Source organism: Lacipirellula parvula (genome assembly GCF_009177095.1).
GTDB lineage: Bacteria > Planctomycetota > Planctomycetia > Pirellulales > Lacipirellulaceae > Lacipirellula > Lacipirellula parvula.
This window is the reverse complement of record NZ_AP021861.1, coordinates 1,592,982-1,605,930: the sequence shown is the minus strand read 5'-3', so window position 1 is coordinate 1,605,930 and position 12,949 is coordinate 1,592,982. Positions and strand designations below refer to the sequence as shown.

Annotated in this window: 11 protein-coding genes; 1 reads left to right on the top strand and 10 read right to left on the bottom strand. The window is 62.1% G+C overall.

The genetic code is table 11. The features are described 5' to 3' along the window. Positions 1 to 110: 110 nt before the first annotated feature. The 7 genes from PLANPX_RS06115 to PLANPX_RS06085 form a co-directional block, all read right to left on the bottom strand. Positions 111 to 3,377, bottom strand: coding sequence for a BamA/TamA family outer membrane protein (locus PLANPX_RS06115; protein ID WP_152097879.1), 3,267 nt, complete (start codon positions 3,375 to 3,377; stop codon positions 111 to 113). A 362-nt stretch (positions 3,378 to 3,739) separates the two neighbouring features. Then, the gene (gene dnaB / locus PLANPX_RS06110; RefSeq protein ID WP_152097878.1) at positions 3,740 to 5,191 is read right to left on the bottom strand and encodes a replicative DNA helicase; all 1,452 of its coding nucleotides are present in this window, start codon (positions 5,189 to 5,191) and stop codon (positions 3,740 to 3,742) included. A 134-nt stretch (positions 5,192 to 5,325) separates the two neighbouring features. Further along, on the bottom strand, positions 5,326 to 5,856 hold the full coding sequence (gene rplI, locus PLANPX_RS06105) for a 50S ribosomal protein L9 (protein ID WP_152097877.1): 531 nt from the start codon (positions 5,854 to 5,856) through the stop codon (positions 5,326 to 5,328). Between the two features lie 72 nt (positions 5,857 to 5,928). After that, the gene (locus tag PLANPX_RS06100; protein WP_152097876.1) at positions 5,929 to 6,414 is read right to left on the bottom strand and encodes a single-stranded DNA-binding protein; all 486 of its coding nucleotides are present in this window, start codon (positions 6,412 to 6,414) and stop codon (positions 5,929 to 5,931) included. A gap of 122 nt (positions 6,415 to 6,536) precedes the next feature. Beyond that, on the bottom strand, positions 6,537 to 6,926 hold the full coding sequence (gene rpsF, locus PLANPX_RS06095; protein WP_172991898.1) for a 30S ribosomal protein S6: 390 nt from the start codon (positions 6,924 to 6,926) through the stop codon (positions 6,537 to 6,539). 91 nt (positions 6,927 to 7,017) lie between these two features. Beyond that, positions 7,018 to 7,587 carry an aminoacyl-tRNA hydrolase gene (gene pth, locus PLANPX_RS06090; protein WP_152097874.1) on the bottom strand — a complete coding sequence of 190 codons (570 nt, stop codon included), beginning with the start codon at positions 7,585 to 7,587 and terminating at the stop codon, positions 7,018 to 7,020. A gap of 56 nt (positions 7,588 to 7,643) precedes the next feature. Further along, positions 7,644 to 8,279 carry a 50S ribosomal protein L25 gene (locus PLANPX_RS06085; RefSeq protein WP_152097873.1) on the bottom strand — a complete coding sequence of 212 codons (636 nt, stop codon included), beginning with the start codon at positions 8,277 to 8,279 and terminating at the stop codon, positions 7,644 to 7,646. Between the two features lie 931 nt (positions 8,280 to 9,210). Between PLANPX_RS06085 and PLANPX_RS06080 the strand changes: the two genes are divergently transcribed. Continuing rightward, entirely contained in the window at positions 9,211 to 9,507 is a 297-nt protein-coding gene (locus tag PLANPX_RS06080; RefSeq protein ID WP_152097872.1) for a hypothetical protein, read from the top strand. A 153-nt stretch (positions 9,508 to 9,660) separates the two neighbouring features. Here PLANPX_RS06080 and PLANPX_RS06075 read toward each other — a convergent pair whose 3' ends face one another. The 3 genes from PLANPX_RS06075 to PLANPX_RS06065 all read right to left on the bottom strand — a co-directional run bounded on the left by PLANPX_RS06075 (position 9,661) and on the right by PLANPX_RS06065 (position 12,678). Further along, complete coding sequence (locus PLANPX_RS06075; RefSeq protein WP_152097871.1) at positions 9,661 to 10,764, bottom strand: DNA glycosylase AlkZ-like family protein; 1,104 nt, start codon at positions 10,762 to 10,764, stop codon at positions 9,661 to 9,663. 148 nt (positions 10,765 to 10,912) lie between these two features. Then, positions 10,913 to 11,857 carry a ribose-phosphate diphosphokinase gene (locus PLANPX_RS06070; protein WP_152097870.1) on the bottom strand — a complete coding sequence of 315 codons (945 nt, stop codon included), beginning with the start codon at positions 11,855 to 11,857 and terminating at the stop codon, positions 10,913 to 10,915. Between the two features lie 77 nt (positions 11,858 to 11,934). Continuing rightward, on the bottom strand, positions 11,935 to 12,678 hold the full coding sequence (locus tag PLANPX_RS06065; RefSeq protein WP_232536308.1) for a sugar phosphate nucleotidyltransferase: 744 nt from the start codon (positions 12,676 to 12,678) through the stop codon (positions 11,935 to 11,937). Between the last annotated feature and the right edge of the window lie 271 nt (positions 12,679 to 12,949).

Genomic DNA, 12,949 nt, shown 5'->3' with positions numbered 1-12,949 from the left:
AAGCTGCACAGTTGCGTCGTTTCGATGAGTACTACAGGAGAGCGCGGCGCAAGTGCTGTAACGCGCTCTCCTGCCTTATTTAGCCAAGAGCGGTACAGCTCGGCCTGCGACTAACGCGAGAAGCCCATGCTGAAGCTGAAGACTTCGCGATCGTCGAAGCTCGCGTAGCTCACCGGGAAGGCGAAGTCGAGCGCGATCGGCGCCGGGCCCATCGCCGGGACCGTGATGCGGGCGCCGATACCAGGCGCCACGCGGAAGTTCTGGATCTTCGTGTCGGGCTCGACCGTACCGAAATCGCAGAACGCTACGCCATGCAGCATGTCGTCCGCCGAGACGGGGAACAGGTACTGCACGCTGTTGAGCCACTGGAAGCGACCGCCGACTTCGATGCCATTCACAATCGGAGATGCTCCGCGGAAATCGAACCCGCGCATCGTCGCGAAACCACCGGCAAAGAAGTTTTCGTAGATCGGAGTTTGCGTGCCCGTGTAGCCGACCGTGGTGCTGAAGCTCAGCACATGACGTCCCGAGTGGTCGGGACGCTCGTGAAGCATCCAATACTGGCGAAAGTCGAGATCGACGCGAGGGTAGTCGTACGTTCCAATGACCTGCTCGCCGCCGACTTCGAAGTAGTGACCTTTCGTCGCCAAGAACGAACTATCGCGAGTGTCATTGATGAGCGACGCGCGGAAACCGTGCAGAACGTTGCTGCCTTCAGTCGCGACCAATTCCGGCACGCCGCCCGGCGGCGGATCGTAGGCGGCCGGGTTGATGTTGTAGATATTCACGTTTTCGCCGCGATAGGCGATCGTCGCCGTCAGGTCGCGCTCGACCCACTGATGGCCGAGCGAGATGCGGCCGCCGATGCGTTGTTCGTCCCAGTCGCGGTAATTGCGGTCGAAGTACGATCCGCTCAACCCGAGGCTGATCGGGCGATCCATTAAGTACGGTTCTTGAAAGCTGACCAAGTACCGGTTCACCGAGGAACCGGGCGAGGCGTCGATGCGGAAGCGTTGACCGGCGCCGCGAAACGCCGAGCCGTTGCGGATGTCTTCCCAACTCGTGGGAAGTCGCGTCCAGTCGAAGTTTCGTTCGTCGACCACGACGTTACCGACGACGCCGGCGTCGGAATTGACGCCGAAGCCGATCATCAACCGACCGGTCTGCGTTTCGGTGCCGTCGACCATAATGTCGACAGTTCCCTCCGGATAATTCGGCAACCCTTGTGGTCCGGCGTAGAGCGGGCTCGTCGGATCAACCGAGTATCCCGGCAACGGGCCGAGCGGACTGAGCGGCTGCGGCGCCACGGAACCAGCCGGAGGCTGCAAGTTGCCCGAGTACTGAGCCGGCATCACGCCGCCGTTCACCGTCGCGTCTGCTCCGCCGGCTCGCACCACCTGGCCGCCGTAATTGACGGCAGGCGCGCCGCCGGCGGGGAGCGTCGAGTAGGCTTGATTGACGGCGTCGGGGCTCTGGCCGCGGACGTTTTGGATGGAGCCGTAGGGATCGTTCGGATTCGGCGCTTGAGCCGGAGCGACGGCGTTGTAACCGTTCGCCGCGTTCTCGGCCGGCGAGTGCTGGACGACGTGCGGCGCCGCGGAACGCTGCGGCGACCAGTAGGGAAGCGCCTCGGGAGAGGTTGGGCTTTGGCCGCGGAAAATCGGCTGCTCAAGATAGCCGGGGCGCGGGAGCGGTTGAGCGGGCGTCGCCCCCGACGTTGCGGGAGTCGGAGTTGCTTCGATCGCAGCCGGAGCGACTGGCAACTCGGGATGCATTTCCGCTTCATGCCAACGACGGAAATGGGCTTCGTCGTCGAATTCGAAATGGAGTTCCACTTCGTCGCGCTGCATTGGCAGGAGCGGCGCGTCGACGATCACTGGAGACTGGGACGGAGCCTGAGCGGCATCCGCCGAACCGAGCGGCGGGAGCACTGGCGGGCCGAGGTCGTCGGGACTCTGTCCGCGGACGTTCCCGGTCGCGCGTTCAGCCAAGCCGATTTCGGCGTCTTCCGGAATGCGATAGGTAATCTTCGGCCGCTGGCCCGACTGGGCGTCCATGTGGAACAAGCTGCTCGCGAGCAGACGACGTTCGCTCGCCTTCAGCTCGCGGATGTCCATGATCTGCCCCGGTCGGAGCGTCACGCGATTGAGCGCGGTTTGAATGCGGGTGTGCGGATTGTCGCCGTTGATGTGGACGAAGATGCGGCCCACGCGGAAGCGATCGCCCTCTTTGATGTCGTAGCGCAGATCGACTTCGCCCGGCTCTTCCAGAAAGATGATCTCAGGCTGCACGTCGGCGAAGACATAGCCTTGGCTGCCGTACAGTTCTTGCATCCACTGCGAGTCTTTTTGCATCTTCGCTTGCTCGAACGGCAAGCCGCTGTTGAGCGTCAGCTTTTCCTCGAGCGGCTTCTGCTCGAACTTCGTATTGCCCATCACCGAGACGTTGCGGATCTTCGACTGGATTCCTTCGTGAATCACGAAAGTGAGCGTCGCCCAATCGCCGTCTTCGTCGTCTTCGAGCTTGCGGCTGACGCGGGCCTGGAAGTAACCATGAGCCCGGTAGTAGTCGGTGATCGTCGCTGTGTCGGCTTCGATCTTGTCTCGATCGACCTGCCCCTTGAACAAGTAGAAGATCGGCGGCTTCGATTTGACCAGCGTCTTCAACCGGCCGTCGGAGACAAAGCCGCTGTCGTTGCCGACGAAAGTCGTGCGCCAGATCTTTTGCGAAACGCCCTCATGGAGGAGGTAGACGACGCCCTGATCGGTCGGCTTGTCGCCTTCGAGGATCGACACCTGAATGTTGTTGAAGCCCTTGCCGACGTAGTAATCGCGGAGCTTGCGCTTGCCTTCTTGAACGGCGTAGGGATCGACCGAGCCGCCGACCTTGAGCAGCGTTTGCTTGGCGAGCGTCTTGTCCTTCACCTTCTTGTTGCCGATGTACTGCACGTAGCGAATCGTGGGGCGTTCCACGACTTGGAAGATCACGATCCGCCCTTGCGGCGTGCGCTCGTAGAGCGACTTCACGTCGACGAACCAACCGAGGTTCGCCAAGTTGCGAACGTCGCGTTGCACGACGGTTTCGTCGAACGGCCGGCCCGCGCGGGTGGTGATGTTCGTGAGGACTTGCGTGTTGCTGGTCGTCTCGTTGCCGACGATGCGGACTTCAGCGACGAGTTCTTCGGCGGGTGCGTTTGAGGCCGCAGCCGCGGACGGAGGCGGCGTCGGACGAACGCTGGGAAGCTGATCCGCCACGCTGCTAAACGAGGCAGGCGTTTCTTGCCCTGCGCACGGCGTCGCTAGCCAAGCCGCCGCCGCCAACGCGCCGGCAAGGGCGAGCAGTCGGAGAGGCGATCGAGTTGTGGAAACTAGCTGCATAGCGGCCCCAGAGCCGTGCGGATTGCGGGAAAAGCGGTTTGGCGAGCGTCGATGCAGCGCAAGCGCAGCGAAACGCCGCCAATTAGGCCGCGGAGAAATACTGAATTCCCGGCTGAGCGGCAAGGGAAGTTGAACAAATGGCCGGAAATCGTGCTGAAAACACGACAACGATGCGCGATTTCTGACGCCGGCTCAGCGTTACAGCTTCGTAATTCGCGGCGAATATCGATATTGAAGCAAAGCTAGCACTTGGCTTCGCGAAGACGCTAGCACGCGGCAGGCGCCGAACGTGCAAGCTAAATGAGCGTTGGAAACTCCCCGAACTGCGAGCGAGGCGCCAGCGAGCGCTAGCAACGAGGCCGCTAGAAGTCCGTAGGCGGCGGGCCGTACGATTCGAACTCGGCATAAGCAGCCGCCGCGAAGTTCTCGAACCGCGTGAACTCGTGGCTCCAGGTGAGCTTCACTTCGCCCACCGGGCCGCTGCGGTTCTTGCGAATCAGCAGGTCGGCCTGGCCGCGGACCTGCTCACGGTCCTCCTCGTTCGTCATGTAGTACTCTTCGCGGTGGACGAACATCACGATGTCGGCGTCCTGCTCGATGGCACCCGATTCACGCAGGTGGCTGAGCTGCGGCTTGTTGCTGCTCGATGATTCGACCTGCCGATTGAGCTGGCCGAGGCAGAGGACGGGCACCTGCATCTCGCGGGCGAGGCCCTTGAGGCGGCGCGAAATCTTCGACACCTGTTCCTGCCGCGGGTCGCGGGAGTTGTCGGGGTCGATCAGCTGCAGGTAGTCGATGACGATCAGGCCAAGGTCGTGGCTCCGCTTCAGCCGGCGGGCGTTGGCCGCGATTTCGGTCATCGTGCGGCTGGGAGCGTCGTCGATAAACAGCGGCGCCTGGCTGATGCGGGCCGCCGCATTGATCAGCTTGCGGCGTTCTTCGTGAGACACCGTGCCGTTGCGGAGGCGGTTGCCGTTCACGCGGGCGACGGAGCAAAGTAAGCGGTCGCCGAGCTCGATCGCCGCCATTTCGAGGCTGACGAACAGCGTGGCGACGCCCGTGAGTCCGGCATGCTCGGCCATGTTCATCGCGAGCGCCGTTTTGCCCATGGAAGGCCGTGCGGCGAGGATGATCAGTTCCGACTTCTGCAAACCGCCGGTCATCTGATCGAAGTCGATGAACCCGGTTTCGACGCCGCTGGAGGTGTTCTGATGCTCCATGCGCGCATCAATGCGGTCGAGCGAGTGCTGCAACACTTCCGAGATCTGCGTGACGTGGCCAGTGCCGCGCGTCTCAAGAATCGAGAAGACCTTTTCCTCAGCCTTGCTAAGCATCTCGCGCGTGTCGGAGGAGGGATCGTACGCGCCGGTTTGGATCTCCATGCCGACGTGGATCAGCGAGCGAAGCAGCGCCTTGTCGGCGACAATCTTCGCGTAGTACTCCGCATGGGCCGCCGTCGGGACCTGACGGCCGATCTCCGCCAGATACGCAGCGCCGCCGATCGCGTCGTAGATTTCCGCCGTCTTCAGGCGTTCGACGAGCAGCATCAAGTCGATGCGCTGGCCGCTGTCGTGCATCGCCAGCAAATGCTCGAAGAGTTGGCGATTGGCGTTGTCGTAGAAATCAGTCGCGCGAAGGATCAGCGCCACTTCGTCAAAGACTTCCGGCAGCAGCAGAATACTGCCGAGGACTGCCCGCTCGGCTTCGACGCTTTGCGGCAACTTGCGGTCGAAGACGTCGACTTCCGGCGCGGCCGGGGTAAACGTGGCGCCACGGTCCGAACCTTTGCGATCCTGCCAAGTGCGTTCGGCCATGCTGCGCTCCTTCGTCCTGCTGGATGCTTGCATCTTCGCGGCCTAGGCCGGCGGACGCAACCAATTTCATCCCTAAACGCCAAACCGCCGGCTCGCGCCGGCGGCTGGTTGCGTTCGATTGTCATTGCGGCGACTTAGGCGTCGGCGCCGACTTGCGGCACGACCCACACCTTGAGCTCGCCGTCGACTTCGCTCGACAGGCGGAACTTGACGGTGTAGAGACCGAGTTCCTTGAGCACGCCTTCCAGACGGATCTGGTCGGTGTGGAGCTGAATGTCGTTCTTCTTGAGCGCGGCGACGATTTCCGGGGCGCCGACACTACCGTAGAGGTGACCGTCTTCGGTGGCGTTGGCTTCGATCGTGATGCTCTGCTTCGCGATCTCGACGGCCTTCTTCCGCAGGTCGGCTTGGTGAGCCTTCTCGATGGCTTGCAGCTTGGCGCGGTGCTTCTCGACCATCCGCTTGTGGTGGTCGGTGGCGACGGTGGCCAAGCCTTGCGGAATGAGGTAGTTGAGGGCGTAGCCGAGGCGAACCTCGACGACATCGCCTTGGTGGCCGAGATCTTCGACGTTGTGGATCAGCAGCAGCTGAACGCCGCCGGTCGGGCCCGTCGGCAGGCGAAAAGCGGTGGCGGGATTCTTGGCCTTTTTGGTCTTCGTAGTCATCGTCAATCCACTTGCTTGATACTCGCCGCGGGATAAGCCGGCGAACGCGTTAATTGGTTTGTCTCGTATTGCTTAGAACGGGATCTCGTCGTCGGGGAAGCCGCCGGAGGGGCCGCCGTCGTCGTACGAGCCGTAATCGTCCGAGGATGATTGTTGCGAGGCGCGGGCGCCGCTGCTAACGCGATTGCCGCCGCGAGCCGCACCGCCGCCACCCCCTCCTCCGCCGCCGCCTTCGCGACCGCCGAGCATCTGCATCTTCTCACAGATGACGCGAAGCTTGCTCCGCTTCTGGCCATCCTTTTCCCAGCTATCGAGCTTCAACCGGCCCTCGATGAGGACCGACGAGCCTTTGCTGAGGTATTCGTTCGCTACTTCCGCCGTGCGGCCCCATAGGGTGACGTCGACGAAAGTCGTCTCGTCGACCCATTGGTCGCCCTTCTTCACGCGGTCGTTCACCGCCAGCCCGATTTCCGAAACCGCCGAGCCGCTGGGGATGTAGCGGAGCTCAGGATCGCGGGTGAGGTTGCCGACGAGGACGACGCGGTTGAAGCTGGCCATGGCAAAGGTTCCTTGTGAGGCGGACATTCCGCCGACTTGGGTCGACTAACGCTTACAGGCTCAAGACCCAAGTAGTGTACTAATGTTCCGCCTGCCGTACCAGCTTCCGGTGGAAATTCCGTTTAGCCTTCCGCCCCGGCGCCAACCGGCTCGCCAGCCGGCTCTTCGGCCGGCGTCTCGCCCTTGGCGTGAGCCACGATCGCGTCGACCAGGCTCGGCGGCAGCTTCACGAACATCTGACGCAAGATCGAGTCGTTGATCTCGCACGAGCGGGTTAGTTCGGTGAGCCGGAGGGTCGGGAGGCGCAGGTACATGAGCCAGTAGGCACCCTTGCGTTGTCCCTTGATCGGGAACGCCAAGCGACGCTCTTCCCACAGACGGCTGACCAGGACTTCGCCATCGACCGCCTCGACTAGCGCTTCGACTTCGCGGGCCAAGCCATCGCGTTCCCGAGCGAACTTGTTCGAGTCGAGAATGAACAGGGCTTCGTATACTGCTGTGTTGTCTGCCAAGACTAGAACTCCTGAGTTGAGCTGTAAGCTGTTAGCCATGAGCTACCGACCACTGACGGCCGACAGCCCACGGCTAATAGCTAACAGCAAATTAATTGCCTTTGCCATTGAACCGGTTCATTGCGGGGAGCATGCCTTGCTTCGCCCACATTCGCACCGCGTCTGCGGATCGAGCCACCTGGAGGGCGACTTCGACGCGCTCGTCGGGGCCAAATTTTCCGAGGACAAAATCGGCCGGATTCCATCGTTCCGGCACCGGGCCGATGCCAATCCGCAGGCGGGGAACTTCTTGAGTTCCCAACGACCTGATGGTGTCGGCCAATCCGTTTTGTCCGCCGTCGGAACCGCCTGTTCGAAGCCTCAACTGCCCGAGCGGGATGTTGAAGTCGTCACAGACGATTACCACGTCGTTTGCCGGAATTTGGTAGAAATCAGTCGCTTTCCGCACGCTGCCGCCGCTCTTGTTCATGAACGTCAGCGGCTTTAGCAGGAGCGACTTCTCTCCCTCCAGCAAACACTCCCAAACTTCTCCGTCGAACTTCGAGCGGGGGGCCGAAGCCCCCGTTTCCTGCACGAGCCTGTCGATCAGGTCGAAGCCGACGTTGTGTCTCGTTCCCTCGTACTTCTGTCCCGGGTTGCCGAGGCCTACAACCAGCTTCATCGTTAACTGCCTGCCTAACTCGCCGCTTATCGGGACCGAGAAGCGGCCAAGGCCAACTACTTCTTGTCTTTCGCTTCCTCGTCGTCGGCAGCCTTGCGGCCAATGACTTCGGGTTCGGCGGCGCCAGTGCCGGCTTCTTCTTCGACTTCCGCGGTCGGTTCGTGACAGGTCACGGCGACGGTCTTCGGGTCGCCAATCACCTTGGCGCCTTCCGGCATGTCGATGATATCGGCCAGCGTCAGCGTTTGATTCAGGTGGAGATTCTTGAGGCTCAGGTGGAGCGACTCAGGAATCGCGAGCGGCGAGGTTTCGATCTCGACGTGGTGGATCAGGTGCTCGACGACGCCGCCTTCGTGCTCGCCCGGGGCTTCGCCGCGGATCAGCAGCGGCACTTCCACTTCAACACGCTCGCTAGCATCGACCCGCAACAGGTCGACGTGGATCAAGTGTTGTTGGAAGGTGTCCCACTCAACATTTTGCAGCAAGGCCTGACCGGTGGCGGCGCCTTGCAGCTCGACGACCTTGTGGCCGTGGCGAATCGTGGCCCGCAATTGGTCGGCCGGAACGATGACGCTGACCGGCTCTTCGCCGTGGCCGTAAACGATCCCGGGGAGCTTCCCTTCGAGGCGCAACCGGTGGTTCCGCCGCTTTCCCGTGAAATCCCGCTTTTCAACCTGCAACGTATCGGACATGTGAACTGCTTTCCGCGCGTATACTGTCGACCGCCAAACAAGTGGCAAACTCCCAATTGTGCCCGATTCCTTGTGGAGTTCAAGCCCAGAAACCGGGGAGTTTTCGAGTCCCTGGGACCGGGAGCGGTGGGTTTGCGGCTGAGGCAATTGGTAGGTTGGGTAAGTGTGCGAATTGGGGTTTCTGACTCAATAGCGGTAACTAGACGGGTTGGTAGTTGTTGTTGGCATCAGCCTCACTCTGGGCGTTACCTGCGATGGCGAGTCAATTGTGTCGCCAAACGCACTTTTGGCGACACAATTTGTAATCCATTGGGACGCTAGGAGTTACAGCGTCGCTAACCCCGCTTTCTGGATGCTAACGCGTCACAAACGCAGCGAATGCTGGCACGCACTGTCGGCTTCCGCTCCGGTGGCAGACACTTCCTACCAAATGCAACCTTACGCCACACACCCATTGTGACGGTTCAAACGGCTATTGAAAACCTGTCATTTCTGGCCACCCTGGAACGTAAGCGGCAAAGCTACGACAACTCTTGAGGAGCAGCCTTCCGTAGACAGGGGTATGAGCCCCTACGGGGTTTTCGCATTTGTGGGGACTACCACCAGGGTCTTACGACCCTGGCTGTTGGTATCCGCCCATTTTGGGGCTGAGATTCCGCGCGATGCGTCCGAGCGAGACGCAAAAGCCCACTCGAGCGAGACAGCGCGAACGAGCACCTCTTGCGGCGATACCTCCCTCACCAGCCGCTCGAGCCGAAACCGCGCCCCCTGCAGCCCCCCGAGAGCCGCTCCAGCCACCCGCCCTTCTTGCATCGCCAGCATATTTTTGACAAAACCATATTAAAAATACACTTAACACCATACACTGCTTAGTAGCTTCAATCACTCTCAGTCCGAGGAAACCAACATGCGACCTAGATGCTGGATTGCAATGCTCATCGTGACTTCCATCTTTGCGCTTAGTGGCTGTGCGGACGACCAGGTCGTTGGAAACTGGAAGAGTTCAGCCTCTGGAGTGAGCGTGGAGTTCCTTTCGGATGGCAGCGGAGTAGGGGCCCAATCTGGTATCGACGTTACTGAAGGCCTGCGATGGAATCGTTTATCCGACGGTCGACTCAGAGTCGAAACCTCAAGCGGAGGCGCGAAGATATACACAGTTGAAAGAAGCGGCCGCAAACTCAAGCTTATCGATGCCAATGGAAATCACGACGAATTTGACCTTCAATAGCGGGTAGTCCTGGTTGGCGTACACGCCTACCCAGGGCGGCGCAGCCGCGGGAGGCTAATTCGGGGGAGTTCGACCCGAAGGATTGCACTCTCAGATGGCCCTGATAGCCACTTGGGGCGGCAACCGAGGCTACCCACGCCCCACTCAGTGGGTTCACACGCCGAGGAACTGCTCCATGCGATCCCGCTCTTCTAGCATCGCCGACTTAAATGCAGCGTCGCGCGGGGCTCGGCCGGTGACGTAGCCGGGTTGCAGTTGCAGGCGGCCGTTGCGGACGGCGGCGTTGGCCCAGCCGATCACTTGACCGCGCCACAACATGGGGAGGGCGTAGTAGCCGCGGACGCGCTTCGGCGCCGGAGTGTAGGCTTCGAAGCGGTAGGCCCAGCCCCAGAACTGCTCGAAGCGTTGGCGGTCCCAGACGATGGGATCGAAGGGAGCCAGCAAGCGTAGTTGGTCGTCGAGCACGGCATCGCTGGCGAAGCGGCGGCTGGCGGGGTTTTCATCGGCGGGCCAGAACCAGCGGCAGCCTTCGACGGTTGCTTGCGGCAATCTTGCTTTGGTGCGCGAGAGTGCTGCACGGCGCTCGTCGCGCCACTGCGGGGCGGCGGAACCAAGCGCCATCACCAAGCGGCCGAGCGTCGCGGCAGGGAGTGGCGCGTACTTGGCCACGACGACGTCGACGAGGGCGTCGAGGGCCGCATCGGGGTCGACCGGAGCATCTTGCTCGTGGGCGAGTTGCGGGGCGTAAACGCGGATGCCACTGTCTCGCCGGGCGACGCGGAGCAGGCCGCGGTAGTGCATGCCGTCGAGCAGTTGCGTGCTGGCCTTCGTGTTGCCGCCAAACCAGTTTTTCGTCGTGCCATGCTGAAAGGCGGCGTCGACCTCGCGGGGGTGTGCGGCGCCGCGACTTTGGACGAACTCGAGCACGGCTTGCGCCTGCGTCCAGCGCGACGACGACCATTCGACGCGGGCTGTGCGCGGATGCATGAGGCGCTGCGTAGCGCGGGGTAGGATGCCGTAGTTGACGAAGAAGTCTTCTTCGATGGCGAGTCGCGAGTAGCGTGCTTCGAGATCGCCGGCGCGGTAGCCGGTAACGCGGTGGCGGAGGGTGAGGTCTTGCGCTCGGGCCGGCGCGCGAATCGGGTCGACCTGGACGAAGCCGAGCTTGGCAATGGCGCGCGGCAACGTCGTTGGTTTGAAGAGGCTACGCGTGATGGCGTAGCGGCGGAGATGGTCGAGGGTGAGGGGAGCGGGCATGTGGCGATTACGCGAAGGGGATGAGTCGCCTGATTATATGCCTGCTTGTGAGTGCGCGGTGCGAATAGCGGAAACGCCCGCCGCGAGCGGGCGGGGCCAAATGGGCGTTGCGGAGTGGTCGGCGGTGCGCTGGGGTGGCGGCGCGCGGCTATTTGAACAGCCCGCTCACCGATTCGTTGCGGTGGATGCGTTTGATCGCTTCGCCGAGAAGGGGTGCGACGCTTAGCACGCGCGTGTTCGGCGGCATTTGGTCGGCCCGTTGCGGGATCGAGTTCGTGCAGATGAGGCTCGCGAGGTTCGCTTCGCGGAGGTTGTTCATTGCGTTGCCGCAGAGGACGGCGTGCGAAACGCCGACGTGGATTTCCTTCACGCCGTTTTCGTGGAGGACGTTCGCGGCGCCTTTGATCGAGCCGGCCGTGCTGATCATGTCGTCGAACATCAGCGCCACTTTGCCGGCGACGGGGCCGCCGAGGATGTTCGCCTGCACGGTCTTTTCAGCGCTCATGCGACGCTTGTCGATGATCGCCACCGAGCCGCCAATCCGCTTTGCGTGGCCGAGGGCCCGCTTGATGCTTCCTTCGTCGGGACTGACGATCACGATTTCTTCGGGCTGGATGCCGAGGCTGAGGAAGTACTCGTTGAGCACCGGGGCGGCGTAAAGGTGATCGACCGGGACATCGAAGAAGCCCTGGATCTGCGCGGCGTGGAGATCCATCGTCAGCACGCGGTCGGCGCCGGCGCGGGTGATGAGGTTCGCCACCAGCTTCGCGGTAATCGGGACGCGTCCCTCGTCTTTACGATCTTGGCGGGCGTAGCCGAAGTAGGGCATCACCGCGGTGATGCGTTCGGCGCTGGCTCGCTTGCAGCTGTCGATCATCACGAGCAGCTGGAAGAGGTTGTCGTTGACCGGCGGGCAGGTCGGCTGCAGCAGGTAAACGTCGCGGCCGCGGATGTCCTCGTTGATTTTGCACGAGGTTTCGCCGTCGGGGAAATTGCCGAGCGAAATGTCGCCGAGCGGCACGCCCAGATACTCGCAAATCTGTTGGCTGAGGGGCCGGTTCGCTTTGCCACTGAAGATCTTGAGGTCGTTCATGAGGGAGGGTTGCGAGTTGTGAGTTTCGAGTTGCGAGAGAGGAAAGGAGCTGACGAGCGAAGAGAACTCGTCACTCGCTACACGCCACTCATGACTTTCTCCACTTGAGCAAGTTCTTCCGGGCTGTTGATGCTGAGGGCCTCGCGGGGCTTCAGCACGTTGAGCGCGGCGACCTGCTTGCCGGCAGCCAGAAGGATCGCTGGGCAGTCGGTGATGTAATATTCTCGCTGGGAATTGTCGGCCCGCAACTGGTCGAGGGCGGCGAGCAATTCTTTCGCGTCGAAGACGTAGGTGCTGACGTTGATTTCAGTGATCGCCCGCTGCTCAGGAGTGGCATCCTTTTCTTCGACGATGCCGGTGAAATCGCCGGCGGCGCTGCGGACGATGCGGCCGTAGCCTGTCGGATCGTCGCGGCGAACCGTGCCGAGGAGGCAAGCAGTGCGGCGTGCGCGGGCTTCCGCCAAGAGGGTGGCGACCGAGTCGGCCTGGAGCATCGGCGAATCGCCGGCGACGATGACGACAGGGCCGTCATGTGAAGCGAGCTGCTCGCGGCACATCATGACGGCGTGGCCGGTGCCGAGCTGTTCGGTTTGGTCTGCGAACTCGATGCCGGGAAGGCCGGCGAGTTCGGTTCGGACGAGGTCGGCCCGGTAGCCGACGACGACGACGACCCGCTCGACCCCGGCGGCCCGCAGGGCATCGATCACGTAGCGGACCATCGGACGGCCGGCGACGGGGACGAGAACCTTGGGAAGCTCCGACTTCATGCGCGTCCCCTTACCGGCGGCAAGGACGATCGCCATGGCGGGGGCGGGGGGCATTTTCGCAGCTTCCGGGGCAAAACAGACGGGTTTCTGAGCGAGACGCCTATCTTGGCAGACGGCTGGGTCGCGGGCCAGGGGGAGAGGAGACTTACCGCCAAGGACGCCAAGGTTCGCCAAGGAAATGCGGGGAACCGGAGCAATTGAACCACGACGACACGGCGGACACGACAGGGAACGAGATCAAGGCGAGGAACCGCAGATAGACGCAGATGAACGCCGATATGGATTTATTTGCGTCTATCTGCGTTCATCGGCGGTTCCAACTTTC